This window comes from Paracoccus benzoatiresistens (assembly GCF_026913015.1).
Taxonomy (GTDB): Bacteria; Pseudomonadota; Alphaproteobacteria; order Rhodobacterales; family Rhodobacteraceae; genus Paracoccus; species Paracoccus benzoatiresistens.
Genome location: NZ_JAPTYD010000037.1, coordinates 1 through 17,999, shown reverse-complemented (window position 1 = coordinate 17,999; position 17,999 = coordinate 1). Strand labels below are relative to the sequence as shown.

18 protein-coding genes and 2 pseudogenes are annotated in these 17,999 nt (G+C 63.0%); 6 read left to right on the top strand and 14 right to left on the bottom strand.

Translation table 11 applies throughout. The annotated features are described in order from the left end of the window. Nucleotides 1-332 precede the first annotated feature (332 nt). From OU682_RS17600 to mbhE, 8 genes are read right to left on the bottom strand one after another with little or no spacing between them, the layout of a single operon-like run. The gene (locus tag OU682_RS17600; protein WP_268943498.1) at nt 333-1,256 is read right to left on the bottom strand and encodes a hypothetical protein; all 924 of its coding nucleotides are present in this window, start codon (nt 1,254-1,256) and stop codon (nt 333-335) included. Next, entirely contained in the window at nt 1,253-1,582 is a 330-nt protein-coding gene (gene mnhG / locus OU682_RS17595; RefSeq protein ID WP_268943497.1) for a monovalent cation/H(+) antiporter subunit G, read from the bottom strand. Before mnhG ends, OU682_RS17600 begins: the two co-directional genes overlap by 4 nt. Beyond that, nucleotides 1,575-1,871 (bottom strand): MrpF/PhaF family protein, encoded by a 297-nt coding sequence (locus OU682_RS17590; protein WP_268943496.1) that lies wholly within the window; start codon nt 1,869-1,871, stop codon nt 1,575-1,577. Before OU682_RS17590 ends, mnhG begins: the two co-directional genes overlap by 8 nt. Beyond that, nucleotides 1,868-2,353 carry a Na+/H+ antiporter subunit E gene (locus OU682_RS17585; protein WP_268943495.1) on the bottom strand — a complete coding sequence of 162 codons (486 nt, stop codon included), beginning with the start codon at nt 2,351-2,353 and terminating at the stop codon, nt 1,868-1,870. The genes OU682_RS17590 and OU682_RS17585 overlap by 4 nt, the downstream gene beginning before the upstream one ends. Continuing rightward, nucleotides 2,350-3,852, bottom strand: coding sequence for a Na+/H+ antiporter subunit D (locus OU682_RS17580; protein WP_268943494.1), 1,503 nt, complete (start codon nt 3,850-3,852; stop codon nt 2,350-2,352). The genes OU682_RS17585 and OU682_RS17580 overlap by 4 nt, the downstream gene beginning before the upstream one ends. Continuing rightward, nucleotides 3,849-4,211, bottom strand: coding sequence for a Na+/H+ antiporter subunit C (locus tag OU682_RS17575; protein ID WP_167621710.1), 363 nt, complete (start codon nt 4,209-4,211; stop codon nt 3,849-3,851). Before OU682_RS17575 ends, OU682_RS17580 begins: the two co-directional genes overlap by 4 nt. Beyond that, nucleotides 4,211-4,612, bottom strand: a complete 402-nt coding sequence (locus OU682_RS17570; protein ID WP_268943493.1) for an MnhB domain-containing protein — start codon at nt 4,610-4,612, stop codon at nt 4,211-4,213. Before OU682_RS17570 ends, OU682_RS17575 begins: the two co-directional genes overlap by 1 nt. Further along, nucleotides 4,609-6,852, bottom strand: a complete 2,244-nt coding sequence (gene mbhE / locus OU682_RS17565) for a hydrogen gas-evolving membrane-bound hydrogenase subunit E (protein ID WP_268943492.1) — start codon at nt 6,850-6,852, stop codon at nt 4,609-4,611. The genes OU682_RS17570 and mbhE overlap by 4 nt, the downstream gene beginning before the upstream one ends. Before the next feature lie 112 nt (nt 6,853-6,964). On the opposite strand from mbhE, the gene OU682_RS17560 reads away from it, so the two are divergent. Next, complete coding sequence (locus tag OU682_RS17560) at nt 6,965-7,879, top strand: hydrogen peroxide-inducible genes activator (protein WP_268943491.1); 915 nt, start codon at nt 6,965-6,967, stop codon at nt 7,877-7,879. Here OU682_RS17560 and OU682_RS17555 read toward each other — a convergent pair. Further along, a complete protein-coding gene (locus tag OU682_RS17555) occupies nt 7,839-9,314 on the bottom strand; it encodes a tripartite tricarboxylate transporter permease (protein ID WP_268943490.1) in 1,476 nt (491 codons plus the stop codon). The two genes, OU682_RS17560 and OU682_RS17555, sit on opposite strands and share 41 nt — an antisense overlap. Nucleotides 9,315-9,607: 293 nt before the next feature. Further along, complete coding sequence (locus tag OU682_RS17550; protein WP_268943489.1) at nt 9,608-10,798, bottom strand: IS701 family transposase; 1,191 nt, start codon at nt 10,796-10,798, stop codon at nt 9,608-9,610. Between the two features lie 109 nt (nt 10,799-10,907). Here OU682_RS17550 and OU682_RS17545 point away from each other — a divergent pair. Further along, nucleotides 10,908-11,288: pseudogene (locus OU682_RS17545) on the top strand (chloride channel protein); the annotation flags it as partial. On the opposite strand, the gene OU682_RS17540 reads toward OU682_RS17545, so the two are convergent. Further along, the gene (locus OU682_RS17540) at nt 11,176-11,493 is read right to left on the bottom strand and encodes a helix-turn-helix domain-containing protein (protein WP_268943510.1); all 318 of its coding nucleotides are present in this window, start codon (nt 11,491-11,493) and stop codon (nt 11,176-11,178) included. The pseudogene OU682_RS17545 and the gene OU682_RS17540 overlap by 113 nt on opposite strands. Before the next feature lie 138 nt (nt 11,494-11,631). Between OU682_RS17540 and OU682_RS17535 the strand changes: the two genes are divergently transcribed. From OU682_RS17535 to OU682_RS17525, 3 genes are all read left to right on the top strand, one after another. Further along, complete coding sequence (locus tag OU682_RS17535) at nt 11,632-11,817, top strand: hypothetical protein (RefSeq protein ID WP_268943488.1); 186 nt, start codon at nt 11,632-11,634, stop codon at nt 11,815-11,817. Between the two features lie 518 nt (nt 11,818-12,335). Next, nucleotides 12,336-12,464 carry a hypothetical protein gene (locus OU682_RS17530; RefSeq protein WP_268943487.1) on the top strand — a complete coding sequence of 43 codons (129 nt, stop codon included), beginning with the start codon at nt 12,336-12,338 and terminating at the stop codon, nt 12,462-12,464. Between the two features lie 5 nt (nt 12,465-12,469). Next, the gene (locus OU682_RS17525) at nt 12,470-13,333 is read left to right on the top strand and encodes a universal stress protein (RefSeq protein ID WP_329609824.1); all 864 of its coding nucleotides are present in this window, start codon (nt 12,470-12,472) and stop codon (nt 13,331-13,333) included. A gap of 260 nt (nt 13,334-13,593) precedes the next feature. On the opposite strand, the pseudogene OU682_RS17520 reads toward OU682_RS17525, so the two are convergent. Next, nucleotides 13,594-15,248, bottom strand: a pseudogene (locus tag OU682_RS17520) (BCCT family transporter). 490 nt (nt 15,249-15,738) lie between these two features. Here OU682_RS17520 and OU682_RS17515 point away from each other — a divergent pair. Further along, entirely contained in the window at nt 15,739-16,125 is a 387-nt protein-coding gene (locus OU682_RS17515) for a GFA family protein (protein ID WP_268943486.1), read from the top strand. A gap of 198 nt (nt 16,126-16,323) precedes the next feature. Here OU682_RS17515 and OU682_RS17510 read toward each other — a convergent pair whose 3' ends face one another. Together OU682_RS17510 and OU682_RS17505 are read right to left on the bottom strand one after the other, a co-directional pair. Next, on the bottom strand, nt 16,324-17,355 hold the full coding sequence (locus tag OU682_RS17510) for a CNNM domain-containing protein (protein WP_268943485.1): 1,032 nt from the start codon (nt 17,353-17,355) through the stop codon (nt 16,324-16,326). Further along, a partial coding sequence (locus tag OU682_RS17505) for a transporter associated domain-containing protein (protein WP_268943483.1) occupies nt 17,352-17,999 on the bottom strand: 648 nt, incomplete at its 5' end. The genes OU682_RS17505 and OU682_RS17510, both read right to left, overlap by 4 nt.

The following is a 17,999-nucleotide window of genomic DNA, read 5'->3' as shown; positions in this document are numbered from 1 at the left end:
AGGCGCAGTCATCTTGGCGGAAAGGTGCTGTGAAGAACGCCAACAAGCGTATCAGACGCTAACTGTGCCGCGACACCGATCCGAACTCGCACTCTCAGGAGGAACTCCGTCAGTTCTGTGCTGGCCTCAATGCCACGCCGCGCAAGTGCCTCGGCTTCCGGACACCTGCCGAAGTGTTCAAGGCCAACCTGCTGGGACGCGGCTACAGACGCGTGAAACTCTCCCGGCAAGCAAAGTCGCATTTGGGCCAGCGCGTCCAACCCTCTGCAATGGACGTAAAGTGCTCCCGTTTGGAAAAACGGTCTTTAGATGCCGCAGTAGCGAATGGCGGCTTAGGGAGAGCCGAACCTCTTCTTCCGCAACTGATCTTCAGAGTTTGGGCCAAGTGTTTTGTCATTGGAAGGACCGTGCAGGGTTGCCTCGTCCAAAGAGGCCTTGGTGGGGGCATGAGGTTTCTTGACGATGACGATCTGCGCTGTAGTCCGGCGGCAGAGACACTCGGCCAGGTTCGGCTGAAGCCTTGCAGCCCAGCCATCTCGGCCTTCCGACCCGGTGACGACAAGCGTGTCTGCGGGTAGGGCGCCTTCCAGCCCGTCAATCACCGGCCCCTGCAGACAGTGAAGCTCGTGCCATGTAAGTTCGGGCGGAAGCGTCGACAGCACTCTGCCAAGGTCAGCTTGAGCTATCCACGCTGCCCTTCGCCGTCTCGCGGCCACCTCCTGCTCGGGCATCCTGATCCTCCAGGATCGGAGAAGTCCTTCATCACGGAAATACCAGACATTCATGATGTCCATCGGGATGTCCAGTGCGCGCGCCAGCTTGAAGGACAGGCGCAACACGTCGGCGGCCAAACAGGGATCGAAGCGGCTTTCCTTGTAGGGATCGATCAGCGCGGTCACCCTGCATGGGGGACCGGTTTGTGCGTTCATGATCCAGACCGGTAAAGGCGATCGCCGGGACAGGTCCTGCACCAGTTTCCGTGATACCGGGCGCGCCGCATCTGGTGTTGTGCATGCGACAAGGACTAGGTCGGGCTTAATTGCTTGCAGACAGTCCATGGTGACGCACAAATGCGGTGAAGTCGCCGCATTTATCGCTTGGAGCTGTCCTAGCAGGTGCGACTGGCAAGCCGACAACTGCTGCTCTTGGGAACACAGCCGAACCCGCAACGGCTGCCGGCGTGCGAGCCTTTCCAGCACCCTTAGCAAGATGCCTCCTTCGAAGATCTCGGGCAGAACAAGGGCGATCTGCTTCATGGTCCGGGCTTCCCCTGATCCGAAGGACGGACCAGCAGATCCTGCTTGTGGCCAGACCGCCAGGCCGCGGCCCGTCCTAACAAATGCGCCCCGATCGGCGCTGTCATCAGCAGGAACAGCATGGCGATCAGCGCCCGGCTTGTGGCGCTGACGCCGCCGATATCGACAGCCGCCGCCAACAGGGCCAGCGACCCCGCCAGACTGCCGACCTTGGACGAGGCGTGCATCCGCGTCAGTGCGTCCGGAAAGCGCAGGATGCCAATGGCCGCAACTAGGGCAAAGCCGCCTGCGGTAAGCGCAAGGATCGCGGTTAGGATCTCAGTCATCGCTGTCGCTCCTGCGGCCAAGCCTTTCGGCATAGCGGGCGAGGGCCACCACCGACAGGAAGCTGACAAGAGCCAAGGCCACTGCGATGTCCAGGAAAGCCTCGGATTCCGTGCGCACGGCGTAAAGGCCGCAAACCCCGATCACGGCGGTCGTCATCATGTCCAGGGCGACGACCCGGTCGGCCAGGCTTGGCCCCTTGGCCAGCCGCACGAAGCCGATGCTGATGGCGATCCCGACCATGACAAGGGCCAGGGTAATACTTGCCTGCATGATGTCGAAGGGTGTCATGGGCGGAAAACCTTTCGGATGCGACGCTCCATCCCGGACTTCAGGTCGGCGACCAGGGCGGCTTCGTCGGTGGCGTAGATCGAGTGGATCAGAAGAGCGCTGCGGTCCTCGGCCACATCCAGCGTCAGGGTGCCGGGCGTCAGGGTGATCAGGCTTGCCAGCAGGAAGATCTCGGCATCCGACTGGCCGTCCAGGGGCATCCGCACGATGGCCGGGTGCAGGTTCGGGCGCGGGGCGATGCAGTCGCGCGCCACCATGATCGAGGACTTGATCAGCTCCTTGATGAAATAGGCGGTCAGGACCAGGGTCTGCGGCAAGGCCCGGAAGTAGCGCCGCTCGCCCCCTTGGGCGATCAGGTCGCGGGCGAACCACAGCGCGCAATAGCCGATGGCAAAGCCCGCTAGCAGGTTCGGCAGCGAGAACCCGTTCCACAGCGCCGACCACGCAACCGCAAGAAAGACGTTGATGGAAAGAAGCTTCATCGGCGCGCCTCGCCCAGAACGGCCGCGACATAGGCCGCGGGATCAAGAAGCTGCTCGGCCCCCTTTGTCGCGAAATCCAGGAAGGCCGACGGAAAGGCGCCGATGGCGACCGTCATGACCGCCAAGGCGACGATCGGCCCCATCATCTGCCACCGCGCGGACAGGGGCAGCTCGGCCAGGGCGGGCTGGCGTCCGTCGGGATGGGCCTTCCAGAAGGCCTCGGCCCAGATCTTGGTCATCGAGAAGATCGTCAGCAAGCCCACCAGCAGCGCGACCCCCGCCACCAGCCATTCGCGCCCATCCAGCGAGGCCCGGACGATCACGAACTTGGCCCAGAAGCCCGACAGCGGCGGAAAACCGGCCAGCGAGAAGGCCGGGATGATGAACAGGGCCGCCAGCAGCGGCGCGGACCGGTAAAGGCCGCCGATGGCGTAGAGATCCGACGATCCGGTCAGGCGGCGCGACACACCGGCGATCAGGAACAGGTTGGTCTTCACGACGATGTGGTGCAGCAGATAGAAGACCGCGCCCATCACGGCCAGGGGCGTCATCAGCGCCAGGCCCAGCACCATGTAGCCGATCTGACTGATGATGTGGAAGGACAGGATCTTTCGGAAATCGCTCTGCGCGGCCGCCCCCAGCACGCCGGTCAGCATCGTCAGCAGCGACACCCACAGCAGGATCTCGTGCGTGTAGCCGATGTCGCCCACGAAGATCAGCGTGAAGACGCGCATCAGGGCATAGACGCCGACCTTGGTCAGCAGCCCCGCAAAGACCGCCGATACCGCGTAATGCGGCGTGTGGTAAGAAGCAGGCAGCCAGAAGAACAGGGGAAAGACCGCGGCCTTCATCCCGAAGGCCACCATCAGCATCATCGAGATCAGCGTCATCAGCCCCTGGTCGGGCGAGGCCGCGACCGCCCCGCGCAGATCCGCCATGTTCAGCGTGCCCGTCGCGCCGTAAAGCAGGCCCGCGCCCGCCAGGAACAGCACCGTCGCGATCAGGTTCAGCGTGACATATTTGACGGCTCCGTCGATCGCCTGCTTCCTGCCCCCGATCACCAGCAGCCCGAAGGACGAGATCAGCAGCACCTCGAACCAGACATAAAGGTTGAACAGGTCGCCAGTCAGGAAGGCGCCGGCGACGCCGCCCAGCAGCGACTGAAACAGGGCGTGATATCCCAATCGGGAGGAGTCCGGCCCGATCTCGGCCAGCGACCAGACGGCGACGGCAAGACCGATGATCGCGGTGATCAGCACCATTGCCGCCGACAGGTGGTCGGCCACCAAGGTGATGCCATAGGGGGCTTGCCAGCCACCCACCTGCCCTGCGACCACCCCCCGGTCCAGGACCACGCCCACCAGCAGCACGGCCACGCCGAGCGAGGCGACCGCGCCGGCGACGGACGCAAGATCCCCCATCCGCGAGCCGCGCAACAGGAAGGCCAGGACCGCAGTCACTAATGGAATCAGGATCGGAAGCGCAAGAACCCAGCTCATCGGCGGTCCTCGGCTGGCTCGGCGCTGCGCATCCTGTCGACCTCAAGGTGGCCGAAGCTGCGATAGGCCCGGATGGTCAGGGCCAAGGCAAAGGCGAACAGTCCGAAGCCGATCACGATGGCCGTCAGCAGCAGCGCCTGCGGCAGCGCGTTGGCCATGGTGTCGGGCGGCAACGCGCCTGACGCACCCAGCAGCGGCGGCGCGCCGGGGGTCAGGCGGCCCGCCGCCAGGATGGCCAGGTTCACGCCGTTGGACAGCAGCAGCAGGCCAAACAGAAAGCGCATCAGGTTGCCCGACAGCATCAACCAGATCGCCATGCTGACCAGAAAGCCCGCAAGGCAGGCGACAAGGGTTTCCATCAGACGGTCTCCTCGAGTGCGAAGACCAGCGTCAGGATCGCCCCGAAGACGGCCAGGTAGACGCCGATGTCGAAAACCAGCACCGTGGACAGGGCAAGATCCGCAAGGATCAGCCAAAGCCCCGTGAACGGATCCAGGCTTGCCAGGGCCGAGACCAGGCCGGACAGCACCGCAATCGCCATGCCCCAGACGCCGATGGCGCGCGGATCGACGCGCAGGGCCCGGCGGGCGTCCTCGACCCCCGCCGCGAAGCTGTAAAGGACAAAGCCCGCAGCGCCGATCAGCCCGCCGATGAAGCCGCCGCCCGGGCTGTTGTGGCCGCGCAGCAGCACGAACAGCGAAAACAGCAGGAACAGACCTGTTAGGAACCGCGCGCCGACCGAAAGGATTAGTGAGTTCATGGCCCTGCCTTCCGCTTGCGCTTCAGGACGGCGTAGGCGCCAAAGGATGCCAGCAGCACCACGATCAGTTCGCCAAAGGTGTCGAAGGCCCGGAAATCGACAAGGACGACGTTCACGATGTTGAGCCCATGTGCCAAGGCATAAGAGTTCTCTTCAAAGTAACTGGTGATGCTGCGGTCGAGCGGTGATGCCGTGACCGACAGGATGATCGCGGTGACGCAGAGGCCGGTGGTCACGGCCACCACCCCGTGGGCCATCTGGCGCCGGGGGCTTCGACGCTCAGTGATGCCCGGCAGGCGCAGGGCGGCGATGGCGAACATGACGGCCGATAGCGTCTCGACCATCAGCTGCGTCGTGGCGACATCGGGGGCGCCGGCATAGATGAAGATCACGGCGACGCCGATGCCGACGGTTCCGATCCCCGCGATCGCCGCGATCCGGGAATGGGTGTTCAGCGCCAGCACCGCGCCCGCCGCGGTAAAGATCGCCGTCAGCCACAGGAAGGCCGAGCGCGGCAGTTCCACCGCGATTTCGGGCCGGCCGCGGATGATGGTCAGCCCAAGCGCCAGGGCAACCACGGCAAAGACCGCCATCAGATAGGCCGTCAGCCTGCCCGTCTGCAGCATCCGGGTCTGCCAGGCGGCCAGGACGCGCAGGCCGTCAAGCACCCTGTCCCATCCGTCGTCCAGCGAGGGAAGGCGCCGCACGACCGGATCCACCAAGGCGGCAAAGCGGGCGCGCATCAGATACAGCATGATTCCCAGCGTGAAGGTCAGCAGGCTGAGGACAAAGGCCCGGTTGAACCCGGCCCACAGGTGCAGCCCGGCGGCGCGGTCCTGCAGAAGGCTTCCCGTCAGGGCGCTGCCGATGACCGACCCCAGCAAGGGCTGCGCCAGCACCCCGACGACCAGCCCGCCAAGGGTTAGGATGATCGGCCCCGCCAGCATCTGCCACGGCGCCTCGTGCGGCTGATGGGGTGTGGTGATGGGCGCGCCGAAGAACGGGCGCAGCGCGATGATCCCCGCCACGGCGAACATCAGGGCATTGGCCGCAACGGCAACTGCGGCGACAAAGGGCGCGCCCGTCATGGTTTCCGCACCCGCGTATATCAGCTCCTTCCCGATCCAGCCGATCATGGGCGGCAGGCCCGCCATCGAGGCGCAGGCAAGGACCGCCGCCAGGGCCGTCAGCGGCATGGCTCTCCCCAGCCCGCCCAGTTGCGCCACCTCGCGCGTGCCGGTGCCGTGGTCGATCGCGCCCACCACCATGAAGAGGCTGGCCTTATACAGCGAATGGACGATCAGGAACGTCATCGCTGCCGTCAGGGCATAGGGATGAGCACCGGCCAGCAGCATCGTGATCGTGCCCAGGGCCATCAAGGTGGTATAGGCAAGCACCTGTTTCAGATCGCTTTGCCGCATCGCCAGGACCGAGGCCAGGACCGCCGTCACCGCCCCGGCCGTGGCCAAGGTCACGCTCCAGGCCAAGGTGCCGCCTAGGGCCGGATGCAGGCGGGCCAGCAGATAGACACCGGCCTTCACCATCGTGGCCGAATGAAGATAGGCCGATACCGGGGTCGGCGCCGCCATCGCGTTCGGAAGCCAGAAATGGAACGGGAACTGCGCCGACTTTGTGAAGGCCCCCAGTAGCACCAGCACCAGGATCGCCCCATACAGGTTGCCGTCCTGAAGCCCCGGCCCCGCGAGAATCTGCGCCAGGTCGTATCCGCCCGCCGCAGTGCCGATCAGGATGAAGCCCGCCAGCAGCGCCAGCCCGCCGCCCGCCGTGATCAACATCGCCTGCAAGGCATTGCGCCGGGCGCGGGGATTGTTGTGGTCAAAGCCGATCAGCAGGTATGATGTAATGCTGGTCAGTTCCCAGAACAGGAACAGCGTGATCAGGTCGCGGGCCAGCACCAGCCCCAGCATCGACACCATGAAGGCGAACAGGAACAGGACGAAGCGCGCGAAATGCGGGTGCTCGCCCATGTAGCCGGTGGCATAAAGAATGATCAGCGACCCGATCCCGCTGATCAGAAGCCCGAAGATCAGCGACAGCCCGTCAACCATGAAGGCCAGCGAAATGCTCAGCGAGGGTGCCCAGCCCAAGGCGAACAGGACAGGCCGGCCATCGACTACAGCAGGGGCCGTCAGCGCCATGCTAACAAGGATTAGGGCGGCAAGAATGGACGCTGCATAACCCAGCATCCGACCCGCGCCGTCAGACGCGCCGTCGAGCATGACAATTCCTTAGAGCTATCTCGTGTTCGTCAGATTTTAATCATGCTGTCGGCATGATATGGAAATTGATAATCAGGCGCCAATCGATAGCTTTACTCTATAAGGGATGCCGATGCCGACGCTCCAGCAGCTTCGATACCTTCTTGCAGTCGCGGATACGCTGAACTTCAGCCGCGCCGCCGAACAATGCCACGTGACGCAGCCGACGCTTAGCATCCAGTTGAAAGAGCTTGAGGCGCGACTGGGCACGAAGCTGGTGGAACGCAGCCGGACGCGCGTGCTTCTGACCCCGGTCGGCGCCGAGATCGCCCGCCGCGCACGCATCATCGCCGCCGAGATCGAGGACATCCGCGACATCGCCCGGCGCGAGGATCCCCATGCCATGCAGAGCCTGCTGCGCATGGGCGTCGTCCAGACAGTGGGGGCCTATGTGCTGTCCATCGCCATGCCAACGCTTCGCCAGACCTATCGTGAAACCCGCATCCACGTCCGTGAGGAAAGGTCCGAGGAGTTGCAAGAGAACCTAGCCGACGGCCAGTATGACGTAATCCTGCTGCCTGAGATCCCCGTGCGCGAGGATTTCGCATTCCATGTCCTCGTGACCGAGGCGCTTCATCTCGTGGTGCCGCATGATCACCGGCTGGCCCGCCACGAGCGGGTGCAAGCTGCGGATCTGGCGGGCGAAACCCTCCTCACAATGGAGCGGCGCGAAGGCGCGACGGACGATGTCGCCCGTCTTTGCCGCGATGTGGGCGCGATCCAGGCCACCGACTATGTTGGCACCACGCTTGACACCCTGCGCCAAATGGTCGCCGCCGGAATGGGCATCGCCCTGCTGCCGGCGCTTTATGTCCGCTCCGAGGTCATGCGCGAGGAACTGGTGGTGGCCATTCCCCTGAGCGACTCTGCACCAACGCGGGACATCTGCATGGCTTGGCGCAAGTCGGCGCAGCGGGCGGAAACCTATGTCGATTTTGCTGAAACGATCAATGGCTGCCTGAAGCCTTGGGACGTGCGGCAGGCATAGGCCGCGTGAGGTGGGGCGTGTCTCGCAAGTCCACTTGCGGGCATGACGGCCTCTCCGACATGCCCCACCTTTGTTGCTGGGCTCGGCAGATTGGCCGGTGTTTCTGTCGCGGTTCGACCATCAGCCCCTTCACAAGCGCAAAGCTTGCACCCAGCAGCACGATCGCGAAGGGAAAGCCGGTCGATACTGCCATCGCCTGCAGCGCGGCCAGTCCGCCGCCCGACCGCAGGGCGATCGCGATCAATCCTCCGAAGGTGGCCCAGAACACGCGCTGCAGGGTCGGCGCGTTGATCTTGCCGCCCAGGCTGATCGTGTCGATCACCAGTGATCCCGAATCCGAGGAGGTGAAGAACATGATGACCAGCACGATCCCCACCGGCGACGTGATCCAGGTCAGCGGCAGATGAGCCAGCATCACGAACAGTTGCAGTTCAAGCGCAGCGTTCTGCAACGAAACCAGCCCTTGGTTCACGACTTGGCTGATGGCCGTGTCACCAAGCGAGTAATCGTCGCTCGAAAGCACCAGCGCGCGGCGGAAGTTGCTCTCGATCAGGTAGCCCAGCACCAGGCCCAGAACGGTAGGCAGGAACGGGAAGCGCAGCACCCGCATCAGGAACCTGACAGCGCCGGCGATCACGAGCATGCCGACGTCCGTCAAGCCCTCGTGAATGGTGTAGACCCCGGACATGACAAGCGCGAGGATGAAGGCATTGAGGTAGGCGCGGGGCCGGTTCACCATCCAGACGCAGACAGGCAGAATGAGAATGCCCAGGATCACCATGGCAATGATCGACATGAAGAGACCGGCATAAAGGCTGTGGATCACGTCGGCCGAACGCTGGAACAGCATCGGCCCCGGCTGCAATCCGTGGATCAGGAAGCCGCCTAGCAGGATCGCTGTAGAGTTCGAACCGGGAATGCCGAAAGATAGCAGCGGCACGATCGCCGTTTCCGCGACAGTGTTGTTGGCAGTCTCGGGAGCGGCAATGCCCTCTGGCGAGCCGTGGCCGAACTCCTCCTTGTTCGACGACCAGCGGCGTGCCTCATTATAGGCCATGAAAGAGGCGATGGTCCCCCCTGCCCCAGACATCACACCTTCAAAGGCTCCAATGGCACTGCCGATCGCTTTGGGTTTGGCAAGCCTGCGGGCAAGCTTCCAATCGGGAAACTCGATCCGCGGGCGCGACGGCGCGCGATCCTGATCGTCCCGGGTGAGCGCTGCCTGCGACAGAAGCTCGCTCAAGGCGAAAAGCCCCACCATGACAAGCACAGGCTCGATGCCGCCCAACAGGTCGGCATTTCCGAAGGTGAAGCGGTTCGCGCCGGAGACCGGATCGGTGCCTACAGTGGCGATCATCAGTCCGAAAAGCGCAGCAATTAGGCCCTTCACCATCGAGTCGCCGGCAAGCGTCGCGATGACCGAAAGACCCAGCACAGAAGAAGGCCTATGCCGCCGCTTCCGCGGATTAATTTCTCACCGCCTTTCTCACCTTCATCCATTGGCAAGCCTACCTCTGAAATCAAGTCTTAGTACTACAGTTGCGTTTCATGTCTGTCTTCTCCGATGTGCCTTTGCCGCTTCGGCTTGATGTCGCCGGCGCCAGAATGACCATGCCAGGATGAATGCGGTTGGAGGAGCGCGACTGAGGATGAGGCGCGCCACCAATCGCAGAACTTCAGGTGTCGTGAGGTATGTCGGCGTGGTGTAAAGCTCGGCACGAACAAAGGTCATGCGGCGCCAAGTTGGAGCACCGGACTCGTTTTGTTCGGTTTTCCCCAACCGTCACGGCGTTGCTCTGCGGTCAGTCTGGCAAGAAACGCCGCCCCGGCCATCACCAGGCTCATATGCCGGTGCCAGCCGTGCCAGGAGCGGGCCTCACAATGATCGAGCCCCAGATCGTCCTTGGCGCGCAGAAAGCATTCCTCGATCGTCCAGCGCAGACCCGCAGCTGCTGCAAGCTCGGCAAGCGGAGTCTCGGCCGGAGCAAAGGCGAAGTAATAGGCCACTGCCTCTGGATCATGGCGGCTTCTGCGCGCCAGCATCCAGCGGTCGAACCCGTTCTCCCGCGCCGTTCCCAACGGCAGGCGAGCCCAGTCGTAGAGACGGGGACCCTTCGCACCTTCCCCTGCTGGGGAGCGCTGCCACATGTCCGCGTCAAGCGCTGCGAAGAGGGTCGCCGGATCAGTCTGGATGAGCATCTCGTCTTGGAAGAAGCGCACCATATGGGTGGAGCGCACTGCCAAGACATAGGATTGCTCGCGCGTTTCCAGCATGCGCCGGAACTGGCGATCCGATCCATAAACGGCATCGGCCAAAACAAAGCGACAAGGAATGCCTTCATCGAGAAGACCGGCGATCATCTCGCGCGCCATCACCGGCTTGGTGGCGAACTCCACCTCTTCGGGAACATGCGCCTTGGCCCGACGTGCTGCATCATCAGCCCAGACCCTGGGCAAATACAGACGCCGATCAACAAGCGCATGGCCAAAGCGGCTGGCATAAGCGGCAAAGACACCGATCTGACAGTTTTCGATCCGTCCGGCCGTCCCCGAATACTGGCGCGCCACGCCGGCCGATGCAGTCCCCTTCTTCAGGAAGCCTGTTTCATCCACCACCAGCACCCCGTCCGGATCGCCAAGCGCCTCGATTGCATAGCATCTCACCAGACGGCAAAGCTCATCGGCCGACCAGGATGATCGCCCCAGAAGCGATTGGATGCGGTAGGGACGCTCGAAGCCGGCCTCTTCCGCCAGCATCCATCCAGTCTTGCGTTCGGCTCCCGAAAGCACGCCATCAATGAAGGCGTTTGCCGACTGGTGTTGCTCGCGTCGCCCAAAGGCCGGCGCGATGATCTCTCTCAAATCCTTGAGCGCGGCTTGCCAGTTGATCAGGGTTCCCGTCCAGTCCGCAACAGACATGCCATCCCACTCCCGGCCGAGCGATATAGCCACATTGGAGCATGGGATCGCATAAAACGCAACTGTAGTACTAGGCCATGGCATCAGCATTAAGTCCTGCATTCAAAACATGCTGCCAGATGGCCTGAACGGCCGGGGTGACCGGAGGCTCTGTCACGGCGCGCGCCGCATGAAGCCGCTGCCTGACATGAACCCCATGCTGGAGCTTAGCGAAGCGGCAAACTGGTCGAAGAGCCTGGACCACTTCTATCTGCGCGGCCTGGGGATCCTGCTCATGATCGGCGTTGTCCGCGTCGAACGCCTAGCCACGCTGAGCCGCATCCCGTCTTGGGCCCGTCCTGCGGTCGGGGGTGCCTTGTTTGGCTGCCTTGCCTTGATCACCCCGCAGGTTCTGTCGGCTGGCCATGGCGCCATGCACCTGAACCTCGAACAGGACATCGTCTGGACGTCATTGCTGCCGCTGTTTCTGCTCGAAGCACTGAGCACGACGCTGACGATAGGCTGGTCCCATGCCTTTTCAGCGTTGTCTGGTGCCGCTGAAGAAATTCCTCCAGATCGGAATCGGCAATGCGCCAGCTCTTGCCAAGATCTATGGCCCGCAGATCGCCGGTCTTGATCCAGTGGCGAACCGTAGCCTCGGCGACCTTCAGGCGGTCGGCCACCTCCCTGACGGTCTGATACTGCTCGTGCGGCATGATGCGCTGCCGATCCTTCCGCCCTTACACGCTTTTGATGAAGTATAATGAAGAACGACGCGGTCTGATTGATCCGATTCAAGTTGCGCGGCTTCCATCCGTGGTTCGATGGGCAGTACACAAAGAACGGGATATGTCATGGCCCATCGTATCGCCTACATTCCGCTCGACACCTATCCCGAGCCCCTGCCCGATACCGCAATCCTGGCGGCGACTGGCTTTGCGGCTTCTCTGGGATGCAATCTGCATGTCTCGACCTTTGCCGTGACGCTTCCAGCGATGACTTCGCCCTTGGGCGGCTATCTTCTTGATGCCAAGGAATGACGTGTGCTGCGGAGGACCGCAGCAGGTCGGAATGTGAGCGCCTGCGCTGCCTTGTCACTCAGAGTGCAGGGCGAGGAGCCGATATCGTTGTCACAAGCCACCAGACCCCGATGGGGGGGCCGCTGGACGCCGCCGCCGTTGACGTGCTGTCTTTCGATCTCGCGGTGCTGTCGTGGTATGCCGGGAAGCTGCCGGCGCGGGATATGGCAGAGGCGCTTGTCTTCTGCTCTGGCCGCCCGGTGATCCTTGTTCCTCCGTTTGCACCGTTGGGCCCTATCGATCACATTGCCATTGCCTGGAATAAAAGCCGCGTCGCCGCCCGCCCTTGGCGATGCGCTGCCGCTTCTCTCCTCCGGTGGCCGCGTCTCGGTCCTGACGATGCATGACGAGAAGTCGCTGAGCGGTTCGAATCCTGCCAAAAGACTTGCATCCCTGCTTGAACAGCGCGGATATGAGGCAGGCGCTGTCGATCTGGCGGCCGTGGCAGAGCTATTGCCATGACGCTACAGGAGGCTGCCTTGAAAAAGGGGGCGAAGCTTCTCGCGATGGACGGCTTTGGCCATTCGCGCTTGCGCGATTTCATCCTTGGCGGGGCCACAAAAGGAGTGTTCAGCGATCTGCAAATGCTCGCTCTTCTGGCACACTGACCGCCATGACCGTCAAACTCTGCATTTCTAGAAAGGCGTGCGAAATGAGATGCATCCTTGTTGCAACAGATCTGTCAGTCCGATCGGACCGCGCTGTCCAGCGGGCATTGCGGCTAAGCGCGATGCTGAAGCTGCCTTGTCGGATCGTCTCGGTCATTGACAGCGACCTGCCGGATGACATGCAAACTTTCCTGAAGAACGACGTCGAACAGCGGCTCTCCCGATTTGCACAAAGCCTTACGGCACCGGGCCAGGAGGTGTCCTGCAAGGTGCTGTCGGGCGATCCCCATGAAGCCATTGTCGATCAGGCCGAGACCGACGACGCGGGCCTGGTCGTCCTGGGTCTTCATCGCCCGCGGCCATTTCGGGACATGGTCCAAGGCACCACGATGGTGCGGATCGTCCGTGCGTCGCCCCGGCCCGTCCTGTTGGTGAACGACACTGCAGACCACGATTACACAAGGGTGCTTCTGCCCGTCAGCTTCTCGCCGGCTTGCGCGGCCGCGATGCGGATTGCCGGCATGGTCGCGCCCGGAGCGCGGATTCAGTCCTTTCATGCAGTTCCGATCCCATTCCCAGGCTTCATCGGTGAAGGGCCGGACGGCGCAACGGCCCGCGACCTTTGCAGGCAGGCGGAAAAGGAGAGAGATACCTGGGTCGCCACCCTTGATCCGGAAATCGCCGTGCCCGAGATCGAGATCGTCAGCGCCGGCCGGATCGAGACCATGTCCCGCATGGCTGCCGAGAAGCCCGATCTCATCGCCGTGGGTGCTCATACACGCGTTGGGTTTTCACCAAATGTGCTCGGCAGTTTTGTGACCGATCTGATCAAAAACCCACCTTGCGATGTCCTGGTCGCTCGCGCTTGACACAGCCGCTCAGAACTCGAGCTCCCAATAGTTCATCAAACCCTTCTGTAGCCCCGCCACGAAGAACCTCGATGGCTACATTGGGTGGCTAGAGTTCTGGTTCGCAGCACCGTTCTCACGTTTGACGATGGGTCATATCCGGCGGCCTTGAAGAAGTCCTAGCACGCATCAGGGTCGAAGAGACCACAGACGTCTCCGAGAGCTTTGACGAGCCGGTCATGCGGGCGGACCACTTCTGCCCCCACTTGTAATCCCTGCTGTCAGGGCAGCTCGCGCTTTTCAGCAATCAGGCCTTTGACAGTTGCCCAGCAGGCACCCAACAGCACCAACGTGAACGGCAGTCCCGTGGACACCGCCATGGCCTGCAGGGCTGCCAGTCCGCCGCCCAGTAACAAGGCAATGGCAACCAGCCCCTCGAAGCTGCACCAGAAGATCCGCTGCGGAACGGGCGCATTGATCTTGCCCCCCGCCGCAATGGTGTCGATCACCAAGGAGCCGGAGTCGGATGAGGTCGTAAAGAACACGATCACCAGCACGATGCCGACGAAACTGGTAACAGCCGTCAGCGGGATCTGAGTCAGCATCTGGAACAGTTGCAGTTCAAGCGCCGCATCGGTTATGCCGGAGAAGCCCTCCAGCGTCTGCGTGATCGCCGAACCGCCGAAAGCTGTCATCCACAGGACTGAAATCAGGGACGGCACGATCAGGACAGCAACCAGGAACTGACGCACGGTGCGTCCCCGGCTGACCCGGGCGATGAACATGCCGACAAACGGCGACCAGCTGATCCACCAGGCCCAGTAGAATGCCGTCCAGCCCTGGCGGAAGTTGTCATCGTCGCGCCCGAACGGGTTCGACAGCGGGATCAGCTCGGCCGCGTAGGCGCGCAGGTTGCCGAATAAGCCGGTCAGGATCGCGGTGGTAGACCCGAAGGCAATCACGAACAGAAGCAGCAGGATCGCCAGCACCATGTTGATCTCGGATAGACGCTTAACGCCCTTTTCGACGCCCAGCACAACCGATGCCGTCGCGATCGCCGTGATCACCACGATCAGCACGATCTTTGCGGTCGTCGATGTGCTCCACCCGAACAGGAAGTGGAAGCCAGCGGCGGCCTGTTCGGCACCAATGCCCAGCGACGTGGCAAGCCCAAACAGCGTCGCCAGAACCGCCAGAACGTCGATGATATGTCCCGGCCATCCCCAGACACGTTCCCCAAAGATGGGGTAGAACACCGAGCGCAGCGTGAGCGGCAGCCCTTTGTTATAGGCGAAGAGCGCCAGCGCCAGAGCAACAACGGCGTAGATCGCCCAAGGGTGCAGACCCCAGTGAAAGATCGTCGCGGCCATGGCCAGCCTGCGGGCGCCCATCTCATCGCCCGGCGCGCCGTCCAGCGGCGCCCAGTCCGTGCGCACCCCGCCTTCAACAACCGGCCCACCAAGGGCCGCGGTAAAATGGCCCAGCGGCTTGCTCACACCAAAAAACATCAGGCCGATGCCCATGCCTGCTGCAAACAGCATCGAAAACCAGCCCATCAGGCTGAAATCAGGCGATGCCTCTGGCCCGCCAAGGCGCACAGAACCGAGCGACGACAGGATCAGGCCCAGACAGACAAGCACGAAAACATTGCCGGAGACCAGGAAGAACCAATCGAAGTTGCTCGTCATGGTATCGCGCAGCGCCGCGAAGAACGGCCCAAGCGTATCGGGAAAAAGCAATGTGGCGGCGGTAAACAGAACCACGGCCACGGCAGAGATACCAAAGACCGGATTGTGAACGTCAAAGGCGACCGGCTTGGCCCGTTCGATATTGTCCTGCCCGCTCTGGTATAGTCGGTGCTGATGAGTTCAGTCGGCCCCTCAGGCAAAGGCAATGCCTCTACCGGGGGATTGTTGAAGTATTGTCCCAGCAGTATCTCTTGCTCTACCCGACTGTCGCCGGGGCGGCCCTTGCGACGGGATTGCAGTGGTTTTCCGGGTCGTGGTCTCTGTGACATGCGTCCCTCTTTCCATGTGTGTTCATGCTGGCACCAAACGCAAGAATTGGCTCGTCACCACTGTTCTCCAGAGATGCCGCACTGAATCCGCAAAACACGCCTATGAAGCAGATACGCGATGATCGGTGATCCTTTCTGCCAAATGCGACACATTGATGACACCGAGGGACACCGGGAACTATTCCACACAGTTGAGAGCAGCCTTGGAGCAATCTGAGAAGCAGCTTGCTGCGCCTGCGCTGCTGAGAGAGGAGGTTTCACACAGCCACGAGGGAGGATAGTGCTCTGTTCGGTCACTGTCGCGGCACTTCATGGACGGCTCGACGGCCGGCACCCGCCTGAACTGTTTGCTCGACGGGGTTCCAAGGCTAATCATCGGCAAAAGGGGATCATCTGGGAGGGATGTGCAATGGCGCAATTTCAAGGCGGCTGCCTCTGCGGCAAGGTGCGGATCGAGGCGGATGGATGGCCGAACCGGGTCGGCATCTGCCACTGCCTCGATTGCCGCAAGCATCATGGCGCCCTGTTCTTTGCAGCCGCCATATTCCCGAGGACGGCCGTCGAAATCACCGGAGAGACGAGCAGCTACAAGAACAGGCATTTCTGCCCCGTCTGCGGCTCATCGGTCTTTGCCGAGGGCGGCGAGGAGATCGAGGTGCACTTGGGCGCCCTTGATGCACCCGATCAGCTGACACCAAGCTATGAGTGTTGGGTCAGCCGCCGTGAAGCATGGCTTCCGCGGTTCCCCATGTCGCGGCGCTACCCGGAAAATCGGGAGGTTCCTGGCGGCTCGTAGAGGCGCGGCCCGGCATCCACCGGCAGGTCAGAACATCCGGCCCTGCCGGTCCTCTTCCTCCGGCTCGAGGACCTCGAAGAGCAGATCGTCCAGAGGCCGCTGCAATCGTGCTGTTATCCTGGTTCGCCGTCATCGCCTTCCCGCCCTGGCAATTGCCGCGGGCGTCGGCTTCCTCTTGGCCTTTGCGGCTGCGCGCCGCTAATCAACCGGATCGTGTGGCAGAGCCTTGGTGGGCAGGACACGCTTCAGGATGTCCGACAACGAGACCACTCCCAGCATCCGCCCCTGGTCCATGACAACGGCGAGCTGCACACTGGCCGCCCGCATGCCCGTCAGCGCCTCATAGACCGGCGTGTCGGGCCGGAGCAGGTGGGCAGGCCGCGCGATCTGATGAACGAGACTGCCCTCGGGCAGAAGAAGCGTATCGCGGACATGGACAATGGTCGGCGGAGCACCGGCCTTTCCGGTCATCAGGATCCGCATGTGTCCCGATGCCAGGCCCGCAGCGCGCACATCGGCCACGGTGGCCGCGGGCCCGACCTGGACCGGCTTTGTCCCTTTGCCGATCAGCGAAGCCACCGGCAAGGTTCCGAGCTCGATGAGGCCCGAGAACTGTTGCTGGATCTGCGGCTCGAGCGTGCCGGCCTTGGCCGAATGTTCCACCAGTTGCCGAATGGTTGCCGCGTCCCTGCCCCCCACGGCCGCCTTGTCGACCGGCTCGACCCCGCTGGCCCGCACCAGCCGGTTGGCAAGCCGGTTCACCGCGCGCAACAGCGGCCGCAGCGGCCAGACATAGGCTTGTGCAAGAGGGCCGACGGCCAACGCCGATGTCTCCGGGTGAGCAATGGCCCAGGACTTCGGAGCCATCTCGCCGACCACCAGATGCAGGAAGGTGACAACGAACATCGACAGGGCGAAGGCCGCGCCGCCCGCCAGCCACAGGGGCAGGCCTGCAGAGACGAGAACCGGACCAAGCCAGGCATCGAGCGCGGGCTTTGTGACAGCCCCCAAGGCAAAGGTGCAGATGGTGATCCCCAGCTGCGCACCGGCCAGCATCAGCGTCAGGTCATTCATGCCGCGCAACGCCGCCCGGGCCGAACGACTGGAGGGCGCAAGCTCCTCGAGGCGATGACGCCGGGCACCGAGCAGGGCGAACTCGACGATCACGAACAGAGCACTGAGCGCGATCAAAGCCGCCGTCACGATCGTGACAATGATAGGGTCGCTCATGTGTTGTCCTCAGTGTGATCGGCGCTGACCAGGCGCACGCGCAGCAGGGACGGGATGTGGCGCTCGACACGCAGCACATCGACCTCAAGCAGCCAGCGGATGGGGTCGCGATCCACCAGTTCGGCCGGATCGATGGGCAGCGGGATCGTGACCCGCTCACCCTCGGCAGGCAGCGCGCCCCGTTCCGCGATCAGCAATCCCGCCACCGTCTCCACATCAGGCTGCGGCAGATCGCGGCTGATGGCGCGACGCAACTCGTCCAGGTGGACGTCCCCGTCGATCAGCCAGACATCCTCTCCTTCGGGCGTCAGGCCATCTCCGGCATCGTCGTCGTGTTCGTCGGTGATCTCGCCCACAATCTCCATGGCCAAGTCCTCCAGCGTCAGAACCCCGGCAAACCCGCCGTATTCGTCGATGACGCAGGCAAGCTGGTTGCGGGTCGAGGCAAGCTGCGACAGGGCAACCGGCAGGCTCATCAGGGTCGGGATCACCGCAGGGGGGCGCATCACAGATGCAACGGTTGCCTCACCCTGCTCTGACGCAGCATGAGCCAGTACATCGGCCAGGTGAACGACGCCCACAGGGGCGTCATCGTCGTCGATGACCGGATATCGGGTATGGGCACGGGCCATCAGCGCGCGCAC